Annotated in this window: 17 protein-coding genes and 2 tRNA genes; 3 read left to right on the forward strand and 16 right to left on the reverse strand. The window is 67.7% G+C overall.

Annotated features, from left to right (window positions below; all coding sequences use genetic code 11):
* Positions 1-12: 12 nt before the first annotated feature.
* The 12 genes from NOF53_RS14705 to NOF53_RS14760 all read right to left on the reverse strand — a co-directional run bounded on the left by NOF53_RS14705 (position 13) and on the right by NOF53_RS14760 (position 8,432).
* Positions 13-372 carry a hypothetical protein gene (locus NOF53_RS14705; protein WP_255969696.1) on the reverse strand — a complete coding sequence of 120 codons (360 nt, stop codon included), beginning with the start codon at positions 370-372 and terminating at the stop codon, positions 13-15.
* Positions 372-701, reverse strand: coding sequence for a hypothetical protein (locus tag NOF53_RS14710; protein WP_255969699.1), 330 nt, complete (start codon positions 699-701; stop codon positions 372-374). Before NOF53_RS14710 ends, NOF53_RS14705 begins: the two co-directional genes overlap by 1 nt.
* Positions 701-2,248 carry a phage major capsid protein gene (locus NOF53_RS14715; RefSeq protein WP_255969702.1) on the reverse strand — a complete coding sequence of 516 codons (1,548 nt, stop codon included), beginning with the start codon at positions 2,246-2,248 and terminating at the stop codon, positions 701-703. Before NOF53_RS14715 ends, NOF53_RS14710 begins: the two co-directional genes overlap by 1 nt.
* Positions 2,245-2,547, reverse strand: a complete 303-nt coding sequence (locus NOF53_RS14720) for a hypothetical protein (protein WP_255969705.1) — start codon at positions 2,545-2,547, stop codon at positions 2,245-2,247. Before NOF53_RS14720 ends, NOF53_RS14715 begins: the two co-directional genes overlap by 4 nt.
* Positions 2,547-2,693 carry a hypothetical protein gene (locus NOF53_RS14725; RefSeq protein ID WP_255969707.1) on the reverse strand — a complete coding sequence of 49 codons (147 nt, stop codon included), beginning with the start codon at positions 2,691-2,693 and terminating at the stop codon, positions 2,547-2,549. Before NOF53_RS14725 ends, NOF53_RS14720 begins: the two co-directional genes overlap by 1 nt.
* A complete protein-coding gene (locus NOF53_RS14730) occupies positions 2,690-3,364 on the reverse strand; it encodes a M15 family metallopeptidase (RefSeq protein ID WP_255969710.1) in 675 nt (224 codons plus the stop codon). The genes NOF53_RS14725 and NOF53_RS14730 overlap by 4 nt, the downstream gene beginning before the upstream one ends.
* Positions 3,361-4,494: a phage portal protein gene (locus NOF53_RS14735; protein ID WP_255969713.1), complete on the reverse strand. Its 1,134-nt coding sequence runs from the start codon at positions 4,492-4,494 to the stop codon at positions 3,361-3,363. Before NOF53_RS14735 ends, NOF53_RS14730 begins: the two co-directional genes overlap by 4 nt.
* Before the next feature lie 219 nt (positions 4,495-4,713).
* Complete coding sequence (locus NOF53_RS14740; RefSeq protein ID WP_255969716.1) at positions 4,714-6,138, reverse strand: terminase large subunit domain-containing protein; 1,425 nt, start codon at positions 6,136-6,138, stop codon at positions 4,714-4,716.
* Positions 6,083-6,481, reverse strand: a complete 399-nt coding sequence (locus tag NOF53_RS14745) for a hypothetical protein (protein ID WP_255969719.1) — start codon at positions 6,479-6,481, stop codon at positions 6,083-6,085. The genes NOF53_RS14740 and NOF53_RS14745 overlap by 56 nt, the downstream gene beginning before the upstream one ends.
* A 160-nt stretch (positions 6,482-6,641) precedes the next feature.
* Positions 6,642-6,908, reverse strand: coding sequence for an HNH endonuclease (locus tag NOF53_RS14750; protein ID WP_255969722.1), 267 nt, complete (start codon positions 6,906-6,908; stop codon positions 6,642-6,644).
* A gap of 91 nt (positions 6,909-6,999) precedes the next feature.
* The gene (locus NOF53_RS14755) at positions 7,000-7,614 is read right to left on the reverse strand and encodes a hypothetical protein (RefSeq protein WP_255969725.1); all 615 of its coding nucleotides are present in this window, start codon (positions 7,612-7,614) and stop codon (positions 7,000-7,002) included.
* Between the two features lie 635 nt (positions 7,615-8,249).
* Complete coding sequence (locus tag NOF53_RS14760) at positions 8,250-8,432, reverse strand: helix-turn-helix domain-containing protein (protein WP_255969728.1); 183 nt, start codon at positions 8,430-8,432, stop codon at positions 8,250-8,252.
* A 124-nt stretch (positions 8,433-8,556) separates the two neighbouring features.
* On the opposite strand from NOF53_RS14760, the gene NOF53_RS14765 reads away from it, so the two are divergent.
* Positions 8,557-8,853, forward strand: a complete 297-nt coding sequence (locus NOF53_RS14765; RefSeq protein ID WP_255969731.1) for a helix-turn-helix transcriptional regulator — start codon at positions 8,557-8,559, stop codon at positions 8,851-8,853.
* Here the strand turns inward: NOF53_RS14765 and NOF53_RS14770 are convergent.
* From NOF53_RS14770 to NOF53_RS14780, 3 genes are all read right to left on the reverse strand, one after another.
* A tRNA-Arg gene (locus NOF53_RS14770) sits at positions 8,819-8,891 on the reverse strand. The two genes, NOF53_RS14765 and NOF53_RS14770, sit on opposite strands and share 35 nt — an antisense overlap.
* A 41-nt stretch (positions 8,892-8,932) precedes the next feature.
* Positions 8,933-9,024, reverse strand: a tRNA-Ser gene (locus NOF53_RS14775).
* A gap of 93 nt (positions 9,025-9,117) precedes the next feature.
* Positions 9,118-9,843, reverse strand: coding sequence for a dienelactone hydrolase family protein (locus NOF53_RS14780; protein WP_255969734.1), 726 nt, complete (start codon positions 9,841-9,843; stop codon positions 9,118-9,120).
* Between the two features lie 60 nt (positions 9,844-9,903).
* Between NOF53_RS14780 and hisC the strand changes: the two genes are divergently transcribed.
* Both hisC and NOF53_RS14790 read left to right on the forward strand, forming a co-directional pair.
* Positions 9,904-10,980, forward strand: coding sequence for a histidinol-phosphate transaminase (gene hisC, locus NOF53_RS14785; RefSeq protein ID WP_255969737.1), 1,077 nt, complete (start codon positions 9,904-9,906; stop codon positions 10,978-10,980).
* A gap of 90 nt (positions 10,981-11,070) precedes the next feature.
* On the forward strand, positions 11,071-12,762 hold the full coding sequence (locus NOF53_RS14790; RefSeq protein WP_255969740.1) for a bifunctional metallophosphatase/5'-nucleotidase: 1,692 nt from the start codon (positions 11,071-11,073) through the stop codon (positions 12,760-12,762).
* Positions 12,763-12,771: 9 nt separating this feature from the next.
* Here NOF53_RS14790 and NOF53_RS14795 read toward each other — a convergent pair whose 3' ends face one another.
* Positions 12,772-13,779 carry an alpha/beta hydrolase gene (locus NOF53_RS14795; protein WP_255969743.1) on the reverse strand — a complete coding sequence of 336 codons (1,008 nt, stop codon included), beginning with the start codon at positions 13,777-13,779 and terminating at the stop codon, positions 12,772-12,774.
* Positions 13,780-13,915: the final 136 nt, after the last annotated feature.

The following is a 13,915-nucleotide window of genomic DNA, read 5'->3' on the forward strand; positions in this document are numbered from 1 at the left end:
AGTCGTTGTCTCCTAGCAGGTTTCGTGGTTGACGGTGACCCGGAATGCTGGCAGCGGGGCGCCACCGCCGGGGAGTGTGACGGCCTCGGCCAGCGACGTGTCAGTGTCGGGGTCGATCACGGTCAGGGCCTTGTCGAGCAGGGACGACAAGGTGCGGAGCGCCTGCGCGGTGCCGGTGTCCGGTGCGATCAGGTACACGTCGACCGCGACGGTGCCGCCACCGCCGAGCAGGTTGTGCGCCATCGTGCGGGCGGTGACCCACGCGGCCGGTGGGTTGATCTCGGCAGGCTCGACCGTTGCGCGGAGACCGGCCGAGCGCAACGACGCAACAACGTCCTCGGCCGCGGCGGCAATGTCCAGCGGGCCAGCCATCAGCCGACCGCCGGTCGCTGGTAGTGGCCGAGTCCGAGCAGCTGCGCAACGTCGGGGTCGTTGCGTTGCACGTAGATCGGTCCCAGCTCACCGAACGACTCGACACCGCTCGGACTGTTTCGCCGCCGGTAGATGCGGCTGGCCAGCATCACGCCGCCTTGCACGCGCCGAGCTGGCCACACCGCGGGCACTCCGAACCAATCGACCAGCAGATCGTTCACGGCCGCAACGGCACTGGTCAGGGCCGTTGCGTCGGTCTGGTCGTCCAGGTGCAAGTAATCGCGCACTGCGTCAGTGGTTACCGGGGTGGCCGGCTCGGGCGTAGTCATCAGGGCGCCGGGGCAATCGTGACCTTGGCGATGCCCTTGGCCGAGTGCAGCAACGTTGCGTAGTAGCCGAACACGCCACCGTCGCGGCCACCGTTGGCAATGTTCACCGTCTCGACACGGATCGGGGATCCACCGAGCTCGTAGAACGTCATCGCGGGCTTGGCGCCGACCACGACGGTGCCAGCGGGCACAAAGTCGGAGTCGGTGAAGTTCTCCGGCCGGATGCCGAGCAGGTCGAGGAACGCGGGCACGTCGAACGCGGTCACCTCGAGCAGCGCCTCGAGGTCGATCGGGTTGACCAGTGCGAACGTGGCCGGGGTGCGGGCCGCGCTCTTGACGGTGCGGGCGCCCTTGGCCACGGCCTTGAGCAGATCGGTCGCGGACCCGGCCGCGGTGGCCGCGGCGGCGACGGCGGCGGCGGCACGCTCGTCGGATTGGTAGGCGTAGCTCTCGGTCATCGCCCGGAAATACGAGTTGATGAACTCCGTGTCGTTGAAGTCCCAGAACTTACGGTCGAGGTCGTGGGCACCGGCGAGCCGCTTCGCTTCGACGGGCACCGACTCGGTGGTGGGCGCGTTGCTGGGTACCGCGGTCTTGTCGCCGGTGTAGTCGTCGACCTCGGGGGCCACGACCCAGCGCCAGCCGGTGAGCTTCCAGTGGGTCAGGGTGCCGGGGTTGAGCAGCGGCACGATCTGACGTTCGTAGGCGACACCGGACCACAGCTCACCGACCCAGCCATCAGGCGAGACCCACGGGTTAGCCGAGCGGGTGATGTCCGCCAGCGCCGCGTGCAGCGTGTCGGACGTGCCACCGTAGTACGCGGCCTGTAGGGCCTCGGTGACCTCGGCCAGCGACCGGGGCCGGGGTGTGGCGGTGGTCAGTGCGATACCGGCCGGGACAGCCGCCGGTGCCGCGGCGGTCAGCACGGCCGCGGGTGCGGCGGGCGCGGTCGCCGCGGTGCCCGAGTCGGCGGGTGCGGGTGCGGGCGCGGCCGGGGCAGCCGGGGCCGTGGTGACCGGCGCGGCACCGGCGGCGGGGGTGGCGGGGGTGACGGTCATGGTGGTGACTCCTGTTGGTTGGTCTGGCTGGGCTTGGGCGACAACGCTCGACACGCGGGCGTCAGCGAATGCGGGAATGGCGACCAGGGCCACGGCGTCGAGCTGGGCCGACACCACGCGCTTGCCATCGGGGGACAGCTGCACACCGGACAGCTCGACCGACAGGGCGTCGCGGATGCCCTCGGTGGCGTCGGACAGGGCCAGGTCACCATCGGGACCGGCGCCGACCTTGAACCCGAGAATCATTCCGTCGGGTGTCTGGTCGACGCGGGCCAGGTAACCGACCGGGGTGCCCTCGGGCCGGTGGTCGCGGAGCAGCTTCACGCGCTTGAGGTCTGGCGGCAGCGACACCGCACCGGCGTCGACCGACACCAGCCCGCGGCTGGTGCGGCCTGGCACGTTGTAGGGCAGGGCCAGGCCGGTGATGGTGCGCCGCTCGGCGTCGGCCGACAGGTCGGCCGGGGCGGTGGCGAACTCGGTGGTCGTCATGCTGCGGGGGTGTCCCTTCTGTGTCGGCCGGGGACGGCCGGGGGGGCCGCGGCCAGGATCGGCACGTAGTGGCGTAGCGCGGCCTCCACCACCGGCGATGCGAGCAGCCGCGAGACACCGGCGTTACCGAGCAGGACGGCGAATACCAGCACGGTGACCGTGGTGGTACCGAGCGTGTCGGCCAGGATCGGCACCACCGGCGCCAGGGCGACGATGGTGGCCACCGTCGAGCGACCGGCCGAGCGGGCCGGGTGCGAGCACTGGGTGGGCTGTTCCTCGGTCGGAACCGGGGCCATCATCAGGACTTCTCCTCGAGGGTGTCGGACTCGGGTTGTAATGCGTCAGCGATGCGGGCCAGGTAGATCACGGCCAGGGCGCCAGCGACCAGCACACCGACCGTGATGCCGACCACCAGCACCACCAGCGCCACCAGCACCGTGCTCACTCCTGCCCGCGCAGCTCGGCAACGTCGTGGCGCAGCTGGGCCACGGCGTCGACCAGCGTCAAGTCCTGCCCTTTCGCGTTCTTCCCGAGCTGCGACCAGGGGCCGAGCTGTTCGGCCACGTAGCGCAGCAAGCGATCCTGTTCGGGTGTCATATCGGGAACCTCCGGTGTCGGTCGGGTGTCGGTCTGGTCGGGGCCGTAGATGCCCAGGTGACCGGCGCTGAGCCGGTCGGCGAACGCCTGCACGCGGCGGTCACCCTCGGGGTAGCCGATCTGGTAGTGCATCTCGTCGGCGCGAGACCACCGGGCACCCCAATAAACCGTTCCCTCGAATAAGTCGAGGCCACGGTTCACGCGGTCGATCAGCACGCGGGGCATGGTTCGAGCGCCCCACGGATACTTCGGTGCGTTGATGTCAAATGCGGTGCCGGACAGGTGATTACTGTTCGGGACGGCGTTGTCGCGGGACCACCCCCACACCTGCGACGTGACCGGCTCGACGTTGCGGTGATACCAGAGCAGCCACGCATTGAGGATGGTCGCGGCGGCGCCCGACCGGACCGGGGCACCGGGCGAGGCCGGAACCAACTTGACGGTCACGGTTTCGTTGTGGTCGCACATGCGCCAGCCGTTCTCGCTGTGCGTGTTTCCGTAGGCGATGCGGAACGTCATCGGTCGTTCTCCTGTCGCGTGGAACCGGCGCCGACCGGCAGGGAGGCGGGGCCACCAGTCGGCGCCGGGGATCGTGGGCCACCGTCGTCGGGGGTGCCGACCTCGAGGGTGGTACCGACAAAGTCGGTCGGGTCGAACGCCAGCCGAACACCGGACGGCACAACGTCGTCCATGCCGAGCCGCGCCGACACCGCGGCCAGGAACGGGGCCAGGCCGTAGTCGATGAACTCGGCGTTACGGCCTGCGGTGGTCTCGTAGGTCAGGGTCGAGGCGATGCCGGTGGCGTCGAGCAGCGAGGCGGGGATGCCGGTGGCGCGGGCCACGTCCACGGCGCTGGCGTTGCGTCCTTCGATCAGCAGGTGTTCGGCGGCGGCGCCATGCTCTTTCACTTCGATGGCGGCGTTGGTGTACGCGACGCCGCCGTTCTTCCCGCGCCGCGCCTCGGCCCACTGGGTGACCAGCTTGCCGATGGCCTCGTCGGTCATCGGCACGTCGTTGGTCTGGTGCAGCTCGAGCTGCGCCGATGGCGTTTCGGCGGCGCGGTCGGCGGCGGTAATCAGGTGCGAGGCATGGCGGATGGTGCGGGCGGCGAACGTCAGCAATCCCTCGTCCAGACCGGGAATCAGAATCACCGATTCGTTGGCGGCCAGCTTCTCGTCGACCAGTACCCGACCTTCGGCGTCGAACTCCCACCGCTCCCACAGCACGCGGTCGGCCGCGGTCAGCTGGCCATCGGCGTCGCGGGCCACTGACCACAACGACCAGCCGTAGAACATCAGGTCGTCAATCGTCCACAGCATCCGGTGGAACGGGGACAGCACACCGGCGGTCGAGTCCAGCCACCGCGGCTGTACGGGCAGCGGCGTGTCCGACTCTCCGGCGTAGGCGCGCAACGGGATACGCGCCGCAGTGCCAGCCAGCAGCCGCCGAGCGCGCGCAATTGCGGGCACTGCCATCGCTTCGACGCGGGTCATCGGCAGCCAGTCGGCACCGAGCAGGTCGGGCCACACCACCTGGTTGAGATGGTTCGGCGTCGACGCGAACGGGCTAGCTGCCTGCGGCACCGGCGTCCGGGTGGCGAGCAGCGTCGGCAGCGAGGCCGCCAGCCGTACCGAGTCCAGGAATCCCATAGAGAGAATTATTGTGAGGTGGCATACGTTGCCGAAATGTTGCAGCTCGCGCGGCATTTCGAGCGCGCTTCACGGCGGCCGGATCGGGGTGGACGCGCTCGATATGCACGGCGATGGCGCGGCCGACCTCGGCGTGTGTGGCGCCCAGGAAACGCCATCCGCACTCGCACGCGGCCACGGCACTGAAAGCTGTTCTGTCCCTGCGAATGTTGGCCATGCCTATCCCGTCCAGATCATCGGGGCCGCGGGTGCGACCGGTTGGTGCTCAAGGGCGCGGAATGCCAGAGTGACGGCCTCGAGGGCGGCGATGGAGCCGACCGAGCCGGATCGGGACCACGCCCAGCCGTCACCGACCGAGCGTTTCGTGGCGATCCCTGCGGCGGTCGACAGCGCCGGATGCGGGCGGATGAACACCGGGTCGCGTCTGCCCTCGAGGGAGTCGAGCAGGTTCGCGCACGCGGTGGTCACGTCCCGCAAGTTGCAGGGCAGCAGGTCGACACCGGCCAGCTCGAGGGCGTCGGCCAGCGTCGAGGACGGGCCACCGCGGTCGACCAGTAGACCGGCGTTCTGGTGGCGGCCGACCAGCTCGGCGCACCGGGCCGCGCCCCATCCGGTGCCGGGGCGGCACTCGACCAGCTCGGCGACAGGGACCAGGCGGCCATTCACGCTTGCCCAGGCGGCGGCGGCGATGGCCGTTTCGGATCGGTCGAGGGCCACCGCGGCACCGAACGCTGGCCGCGCCGAGTCCGGTATGGCCGTGGTGGTCTGGTGATCTTCCCAGTCCGACAGGGCTATCACGCGCTCGGCCGCGCCGGTGCGGCGGTTGCCGTAGGCGCGGGCGAACTCACCGGGCGGCAGCTGGGCGGCGGCACGCTCGAGCGCCTGCATGTCGATGGTGTAGCCGTAGGCTGGATGCGCCGCGGCCACGGCCTCGAGGTCTGTCGGGTCCACGTCGTCGGCTATCGAGTACTCGACATAGCAGATGCCAGGCTCACCGGCTCGGCCGCGCTCGACCAGATCGTGGAACCACACCGATTCGCTGGTGCCCATCGTGGACAGGATGATGGTCTGCGCGCCGGGGCGGGTGGCCTGCGTCGGGACGATGGCCTGCATGAGATTGGCGCCCTCGGCCTCGGTGAACGACCAGCCCTCGTCAATGTCGTTGAGGTCGGACTGTTCACCGTGCAGCGCGTCGATGGTCGGTGGGTGCGGGCGTAGCTGCGAGCCGTTGACGAACACCAGCTTGGAATCACCGGCGCCGCGTTTGATGGTGGCCAGCGGCGCCAGCGGTGACCCTGCGAACGCCTCGGCCATCTCGAGCCACTTCGTGCGCGCGTCCTGGCCGGTCTGCGCGGTGTGCCAGACCTTGCGTTTCGGCCTGGCCAGGCAGCGATGCACACCGTTGGCCAGGACAAGGGTGGTCTTACCTGCCTGGCGCGGCACCGAGATCACGACCAGCGGATACCGATACCGCCCGGACGGGTCGACTTCGCCCATGACATCGGCGGTCTCGGTCTGCCAGGGCATAAGCGGCGTGCCCAGCGCACCGGCCACGGTGCCGACCTGCGGGCCGAACGTCGCGAAGCGATCATCCCGCGGGGTGATGAACCGGGGCCGAGCTGGCCGTGGGGGTGCCGAGTGCATCGAGCAGACCTTTCAGGTTGTCATCGGTTTCGGTGGCACGGGAATCGGGCGTCAGCCGCGCCTCGCGCAACGCTTCGATGTACGGGGTCAGCAGCTTGGAGGGGCCGTAGGGCTTGTTCTCGGCCTCGAACGTGTCGAGCGCCCAGGCACCGGCGCGCACAGCAACTAGCAGCGCCTCGTCTACGTCCTCGACCATGTGCCGACGCTCGGCCGCGGCCAGGGCGCGCTCGACCGCCTCGGAGTGCCGGCCTTTGGGCGGCGGCGCGGGTTTGGGTGCGGCGAACAGTCCGGCGTCGTCGTCGCTCATGTGCTCGTAGGTGCGGGGGCGTCCGGGCTTTGCCATGTTTGACCTGCGCTTTCGTTGTTAATCGACCCCACGGTTCGCGGGGTCTCTGGAGAAAATGGGAGATGGGCGCGGGGCTTCCGAGCGGCCTCGGCTCAAAGGATTCGCCCAGGTCAGGGCATGTTTTCCGCATTTGTGCAGGTCAGCGCGTTTCACCTGGTCACCACTGCCTACTCGGTGGCACGACGGCCGCGGCGTAGCGCCTGGTGGCGAACCACTCGGCCAGCAACATCGCGCCGCGGGCACTGTTGCAGCTGCGATGCGCGGGCCGGAGATTGGCCAGCACGTTCAGCCCGCCGTGCTTGCGGGGGATCACGTGGTCGGCGGTGGTGGCGCCGGGGCCACCGCACAGGTGACAGACGGTGCCGTAGGTCTCGAGGGTCAGGCGGGTCAGTGTCTGCGCCTCGCGGCCGGACCAGCTGGTCACGACTCCAGCTCTTCACGTGCTTGGTCGGCCAGGTACATGACAGCCCAGGCCAGCATCCCGACCAGCTCGAGACCGGCCACCGCGGCGCGCCTCATGTCAGCGGGGTGTCGGCGGTCGCTGGCAGGCCGACCGGGGCGGTGCGGTGTTCGGATGTACTTCCGAACACCTGCGGGCGAGGGCGGGCCGAGACCGGCGGGGCCGGGGCCAGCGGCGGGGCGGTCGCGGTGGCCGGTGGTGGGCCAGCATTCGGGTTGGTGAACCGGGCCAGCTGGTCGCGGTCGACGGCCACGGCCTCGGTCGAGCGCATGGCCAGGGCGCGCGGGCGGTTCGCTCGACGTAGCTTCTCCCACTCGGCCGGGGTGCTGGGCGGTGCGCTCGCGTGCAGGGTGCCGTCGTCGTCGGTGATTGGTTCGTGCATCGCGTCGATGCGGCGCCAGTCGGTCGGATCGGACTCGGGTATCCCGGTCTGCGCCACCGCGGTCAGCAGCACGTCGGCGGCGCGCTCGGCCGCGGCGCGGGCCAGTGCCAGGTGCGGCACGGCGTCGAGTCCTGCCGTGCCCTCGGGCGTGCCCAGGTGTCGGGCGGTCAGTCCTCGCGCGGCCAGTTCGTGCGTGGCGATCCGTTGCACCAGCTCGGCGGCAGCGAATGCCAGGCAGTCAAGGTCAGCGGGTGCGGTGGCGGTGGGGATTTCGCGGTCCGTATTCATAGCCTCTACCTATCGTGATTGTGTTGGGTACCAAGGGAATAGACGGAGTGAACGCCTTTGCTTGGGGACCTCCCAAGCGACCTCCCAAATTTCCGACCACCGTTTGTCCGCGCCAACGCCTGTAGCCTCACGCCCTTGTGGGCGTAAGGCTTTCAGGTATTACCGGCGACCCACTGATCAGGCGGGCAGTCGGTCCCGGCCGCTAGTTCGGCCGAGCTTCGTAAGTGGTCACATGACTAGAGCGGTCGGTTTACGTCGGACTCACCAGATAGCGACGCACAGCGGTTTCAGTGGGACGTGCAGATCACCTCTCGGGTTGTTCGGGATCGAAGAGCGTCGGAGGGAGTGCGGCAGCCTCGGCAACCGCACGGGCGTCCCGGCAGTCGGCACAGACACGATCGACGGGAACCCACGCTTTGGGACTGAACGGGCGGTCGCAGTCGACGCACTTCACGCGAGGCTCGTCGATGGGACGGCCCTTGCGCCAACGGACCTTGCTGGCATCGACACGGTTAGGTTGCGGCTTCCACGGCCCGCGGATCAGCTCACCCATGCTGGCGCCGACGCGTAGAACAACACCACGCTCAGCGCCAGGCCGAGCAGAATGCACAGCGCCCAATCGGCGCGGGTGGCCTTCACGTGTGCGCACCACGCTCAGCGACCAGGGCCTCGATGTCGGCCGGGTCGAACAGGAATGCGCCACGGAGACCGGGGCCTCTGACAACCGGGGTCAGGTCGCCGGACTCCACGAGTCGGGTCACGGTCTTACGTGACACACGTAGCTCACGAGCAACATCCGCGGATGAAACAAGGTTCATGACGTGAAGATTTACACATATGACTAACAAGTGGCAACCGTGGAACTACGCCCATGTCATTTCGGGGGCACGCCAGAATGATGGGTTATTGCCGTTGCGCTGCAAATTGACTAAAGTTCGTCATATGACAACTTCGTATGGCGTTGGGCGTGTTCCCGCCATCGACCTACCTATTCGACTGCGGGTTGCGCGTGAGTCCGCGGAGATGAGTCAGGCCGACTTGGCGAAGGCGATCGGCGCGTCGCGCGCAACGATCGCGAACTATGAGCAGCGCAAGACACCCAAGCGTTCGACCGTGATGGCGTGGGCGATGGCCACGGGCGTCGACGCGAGGTGGCTTCTCACGGGAGAAGCCCCGTCACCAGATGGTGACGGGGCTTCCAGTGTGCGCCCGAAGGGATTCGAACCCCTAACCTCTTGATCCGTAGTCAAGTGCTCTATCCGTTGAGCTACGGGCGCGTGTCTTCAGTTATAGCTGTACCGGCCAACTAGCACCGGCGTGGCGGAGGCGAGAGGATTTGAACCTCCGGTCCCTCGTAAAAGGGACAACTCATTAGCAGTGAGTCCCATTCGGCCGCTCTGGCACGCCTCCCTGGGGTGGTTCCGATCCCTTCGGACCGCCGGAGCGAAAGATTACACACCTTTCCACGACAAGACAAAACGGCTGGTCAGAGCCGCAGTCCCGTTATCTCAGGTTGCTGTCGAACCAGTCGAAAATCCTGCGTTGCGCGTCGACGATGCTTGCGACTCCGGGAGCGTCGTCCTGCCCGTCCGGCACCTCGAGCGGTTCGTCCGCCCGGTGCGCGAGTCCTGCATAGCTGACGACGAGCGCCGCAACCGATGCTGTGCCGGTGGCATCCCGCAACCGCTCGACGTGCTCCGGCGGGGTGGACGGGTCGTCCTCGCCGTACAGACCGAGCCACGGAGCCTGCAGCAACGGTGCCGCATCGATCAGCGCCGGGGCGTCGTCCGACAACGGCTCGACTATTCCCCGTGCGGCGACACTGACAGCGGCGCCGATCGGCCGATTGGTGGCAACGAGCAGCGCGGCGGTTCCTGCGTCGTCGAAGCCGAGCACCCCGACGCAATCGGAGTAGACACCGCGGCTCGTCAGCCAGTGCACGGTGGCGTCGAAGTCGGCGAAGAGTGACTCGCCGAAGACTTCGCTCGCGCTGTGCGCGGGGCGACCGTGGAAGAGGTGCGGGGCCGCCGCCACCCACCCTTCCGCTGCGAGTGAGCGCATCAAGTCGAGGAGCGACTCACTGAACACGCGCGACTCGTGCAGGACCACGATCGCGCCGCGCGCAGGGCCGTCCGGTTCCGCCACGGTGAGTGGAACTCGCGTCTGCGGATCGGCCGGTGCGTCGCCGACCGTCTGCAGGACTGCACTGTCCCTGAAGATTCCCGACATGCCCCCACCTTGGCACGGACTGGCCGTCGACGCACCGAATCGGAGGCGCATAATCGCCTGGTGACTCCGCGAACAAGGGCAGACCTCGACACGATCCCGGCCTACGTACCCGGCAAGAACTTTCCGGGTGCGATCAAGCTGGCGAGCAACGAGACCACGCTCGGTCCGCTGCCGAGTGTCCGAGACGCCATCGCGAAAGCAGTGAGCAACGCCAACAGGTATCCGGACAACGGTCACGTGGCACTGATCCAGGCGCTGGCAGGCCACCTGGGTGTTCCCACCGAGAACATCGCCGCAGGCAATGGTTCCGTCAGTCTGTGCCAGGAACTGGTCCAGGTCACGTGCCAGGACGGCGACGAGGTGATCTTCGCGTGGCGCTCCTTCGAGGCGTACCCCGTGGTGACACAGGTCGCCGGCGCCGTTCCCGTGCGGGTTCCGCTGACCGCCGACTTCGGTCACGACCTCGACGCCATGGCCGCCGCCGTCACCGACCGCACACGGCTGATCTTCGTCTGCAACCCGAACAATCCGACGGGCAACGCCCTCACGAAGGCCGAACTCGAACGCTTTCTCGACGCCGTACCCGATCGTGTCGTGGTGGCTCTCGACGAGGCCTACTTCGAGTACAGCAGCTCCGACGCCGACGGCATCGAGCTGCTTCGCGGACGCCCCAACGTCGTCGTGCTGCGCACGTTCTCGAAGGCGTACGGGCTGGCGGGTATCCGCGTGGGATACGCCGCGGGCGATCCATCGATCATCACGGCGCTCGGCAAGGTTCACATCGCTTTTGCCGTCAACGCCGTGGCCCAGGCTGCCGCTATCGCCTCACTGGCCGCCGCCGACGAATTGCTGGCCCGCACGGACAGCGTCGTCGCCGAACGGAACCGGGTCCGCGATGCCCTCCTCGCCGCCGGATACGACGTACCGGAGTCGGCGGCCAACTTCGTCTACCTCCCGCTGGGAACCGCTTCGGGACCCTTCGGGGCAGCGAGCGCAGAAGCCGGTGTGCTGCTGCGTCCCTACGGTGACGACGGGGTGCGGATCACGATCGGCGACCCCCACGAGAACGACGTATTCCTCACCTTCGCGACGAGCGCCGAGGCTAGGTCGATCGCGAAGGTCGCGGTTCGCGCGTGACTCCCGAGATATAAACGTTACATGCAGGTATAACTCCCGTGATGCCCCGTTGGCAGACTCAGTGCGGTTTGCCGAAGGGAGCCGCCCACAATGCGTCGTCGCGTCGCGGTCCGCAGCGCTGTCGCTGTCGTCGCACTGTCGTTGACGCTGGTCACCCCCGTAGTCGTCGGTCCTCCCGACGCGCAGGCGCAGGAGCCGCCGGTGTCGGTACGGTTCCTCGCCATCAACGACCTGCATGGCAGTCTCGCGCCTCCGCTCGGCGTTCGCAGCGAGGTGAAGCAGGCGGACGGTTCGCGGGTGCAGGCTGGTGGAGCCCCTTATCTCGCGGCCTACGTCGATCAACTCCGCGGTCAAGCCGCACACTCATTGCTGTACTCGGTGGGCGACAACTGGGGATCGTCGGCTCTGGAATCAGCTGTCTTTCACGACGAACCGACGGTGACGCTGCTCAACCGGATGGGCGTCGACGCGTCTGCCATCGGCAATCACGAGCTCGACGAGGGATTCGCCGAGTTCCTGCGACTTCAGCACGGCGGCTGCCACCCCGTGGACGGTTGCCGTTTCGACGACACATTCGACGGCGCCGACTTCCCACTTCTGGCCGCCAACCTGCAGTTCGAGGACGGGTCCCCCGCCACGCTCCCGTTCGCGGTGAACTACGTCGAAGGGATCCCGATCGGGGTGATCGCGACGATGCCGGCCGACACCGCACGCATGGTCACGTCCGACGACTCGGACGGGCTGCAGTTCACGGACGAGCTCGCCGCCGTGAACCGCACTGCAGATGTGCTCGACTTCTTCGGTGTGCGGGCCATTGCCCTTCTCATGCACCGAGAGACGAAAGGTGACCAAGACAGCGGGCCGGACGCGTGCGAAGTGGAATCCCGGCCCACCCGCGACGTTGCCTTGCAGGTCTCCCCGAAGGTGGACGTCATATTCACGGCCGACGGTTACCAGCAGTACAACTGCACCCTGCCCGACCCGCTCGGAAACCCGCGGGTGATGATGCAAGGCGCCTCCCACGGCCGTATCGTCTCCGTGGCGGACGTGGCGATCGATCGCACCAGCCGCGACCTCTTGCGGGATCGCACATCATCGTTCAATCAGATTGTCACGCACGACATACTCCCCGACCCCGGGGCTCAGTTGCTCGCCGACAGGGCGGGGGAACGGGCAGGCGAGGTCAGCCGAACGCGCGTGGCGTCGCTGACGGAAGACCTCACCCGGGAGGCCACACAGAGCGGGGAATCTCCGCTGGGGAACGCCGTCGCAGATGCTCAGCTGGCGGCCGGGCGGGCGTTCGGGGCCCAGATTGCGCTCACCAATCCCGGCGGGCTTCGTGCCGACCTCGTCGGAGACGACATCACCTACGGCCAGGCGTATGCGGTCCAGCCCTTCAGCAACGCCCTCGAAGTTCTGACCCTCACGGGCTCCACTCTTCGCAGCGTGCTCGAGCAACAGTTCCAACCCCGCGGGGACGGCACGGTCACCGAGCGAATCCTGTCGCCGTCGAGTTCGCTGACGTACACGATGGACCGGTCGGCGACTGTCGGCGACCGCATTGCGGACCTCCGCGTGAACGGAGAACCGGTGTCGCCCGAAGGGGTCTACCGGGTCGCGGTCAACAAGTTCCTCGCCGACGGCGGAGACGGGTTCGACGCCTTTCGAACCCACGCCGAGGCTCTTCACGCGGGTTGCGATCTCGACGCCTTCACCGCCTACCTCGGCGCGGGCTCGCCCCTGTCGCCTCCGAGAACCGATCGGATTAGGGTTGTCGGCTAGCCGAGGAGATCAGACTCCGAGCGCACTCCTCAGAACCGGCCACGACGTGCGCAGCTCGTCCTGCCAGTACGGCCACGAATGCGTGCCGGAATTGCGGTAGACGAAGGTCGCGGGAATGGCCAGAACGTTCAACCGTTGCTGGAACGTCTGTGTGCAGAGGTTCGCGGCCGCCTCGAGGGGGCCGCCGACCGCGATGGTGGACGCCAGGTCTCCCCCGGTCGCCATCTCGTACGGGCCCGGAAGGCCGTTCCCCGTCGAGATGTAGATCTGCTTGCCGCGCAGGGCTTCGGCATTGACCGTCGGGTCGTGAGCTGTCCAGGCGGGGTCGAAGTCCGGTCCCCACATGTTGGCCGGGTTCCCGCCCTTGAACGCGACCGTGCCACGGACCGAATCACGCGAACTGGGCTGGGTGTTGTCGAGGCAACCGCTGTATGCGGCCAGACCACGGTAGAGGTGGGGATGGCGGGTCATGAGGTTGGCCGCACCCATGGCACCCATCGACACGCCGGCGACTGCGTTGACCCCGTTGCCGCCGAACTGGGCATCGATGATCGGTGGCAGCTCGTCCGCGAGGAAGGTCTCCCACTTGTTCACGCCGAGGGTGGGGTCGGGCAGGTGCCAGTCGGTGTAATAGCTTGCGGTGCCACCCACGGGCAGGACCACGTTCACCTTCTTGTCAGCGAAGAACTCGACCACGTCCGTCTTCTGCGTCCAGGTGCTCTCGCGGAAGTCCGATTCGGCGCCCGCACTGACCCCGTCGAGCAGATACAGCGACGGGCGCGCACCGCCACCTGCCGGATGCAGCACCTGCACCTGAATGACCCGATTCATGGCGGGCGAGTTCACGAAGACGGCACTGCGGGTAGGGGTGATCTTCACGATCTTGTCGACACTCGCAGCACTGCTCGTCCGAGGCGCCGCCGGGGGAGGCGTCGGTTCGGCTGTGGCAGTGAACGCCGGCCCCAACAGGGTCAGTGACACTGTCACTCCGACAGCAGCGAATGCTAGGCGACGCATAAAAGAAATCCCTCTTCCCGGACCGTGTGAATTCCGATTGCACAGTACAAAGTGCGGCCGGTCAACCAGAGCTTAAAGGTTTTGTGACTGCTGTGTGATTCGGGCCCGCGCGCTTGTGGCCATACCGATATACCCG

The sequence above is a fragment of the Rhodococcus tibetensis genome (assembly GCF_024438035.1).
Lineage (GTDB): Bacteria > Actinomycetota > Actinomycetes > Mycobacteriales > Mycobacteriaceae > Rhodococcus_F > Rhodococcus_F tibetensis.

Coding starts and splice junctions, on each gene's coding strand:
- NOF53_RS14705 (WP_255969696.1), bottom strand. CDS start 372: ATGGCTGGCCCGCTGGACATTGCCGCCGCGGCCGAGGACGTTGTTGCG.
- NOF53_RS14710 (WP_255969699.1), bottom strand. CDS start 701: ATGACTACGCCCGAGCCGGCCACCCCGGTAACCACTGACGCAGTGCGC.
- NOF53_RS14715 (WP_255969702.1), bottom strand. CDS start 2,248: ATGACGACCACCGAGTTCGCCACCGCCCCGGCCGACCTGTCGGCCGAC.
- NOF53_RS14720 (WP_255969705.1), bottom strand. CDS start 2,547: ATGATGGCCCCGGTTCCGACCGAGGAACAGCCCACCCAGTGCTCGCAC.
- NOF53_RS14730 (WP_255969710.1), bottom strand. CDS start 3,364: ATGACGTTCCGCATCGCCTACGGAAACACGCACAGCGAGAACGGCTGG.
- NOF53_RS14735 (WP_255969713.1), bottom strand. CDS start 4,494: ATGGGATTCCTGGACTCGGTACGGCTGGCGGCCTCGCTGCCGACGCTG.
- NOF53_RS14740 (WP_255969716.1), bottom strand. CDS start 6,138: ATGCACTCGGCACCCCCACGGCCAGCTCGGCCCCGGTTCATCACCCCG.
- NOF53_RS14745 (WP_255969719.1), bottom strand. CDS start 6,481: ATGGCAAAGCCCGGACGCCCCCGCACCTACGAGCACATGAGCGACGAC.
- NOF53_RS14755 (WP_255969725.1), bottom strand. CDS start 7,614: ATGAATACGGACCGCGAAATCCCCACCGCCACCGCACCCGCTGACCTT.
- NOF53_RS14760 (WP_255969728.1), bottom strand. CDS start 8,432: ATGAACCTTGTTTCATCCGCGGATGTTGCTCGTGAGCTACGTGTGTCA.
- NOF53_RS14765 (WP_255969731.1), top strand. CDS start 8,557: ATGACAACTTCGTATGGCGTTGGGCGTGTTCCCGCCATCGACCTACCT.
- NOF53_RS14780 (WP_255969734.1), bottom strand. CDS start 9,843: ATGTCGGGAATCTTCAGGGACAGTGCAGTCCTGCAGACGGTCGGCGAC.
- NOF53_RS14790 (WP_255969740.1), top strand. CDS start 11,071: ATGCGTCGTCGCGTCGCGGTCCGCAGCGCTGTCGCTGTCGTCGCACTG.
- NOF53_RS14795 (WP_255969743.1), bottom strand. CDS start 13,779: ATGCGTCGCCTAGCATTCGCTGCTGTCGGAGTGACAGTGTCACTGACC.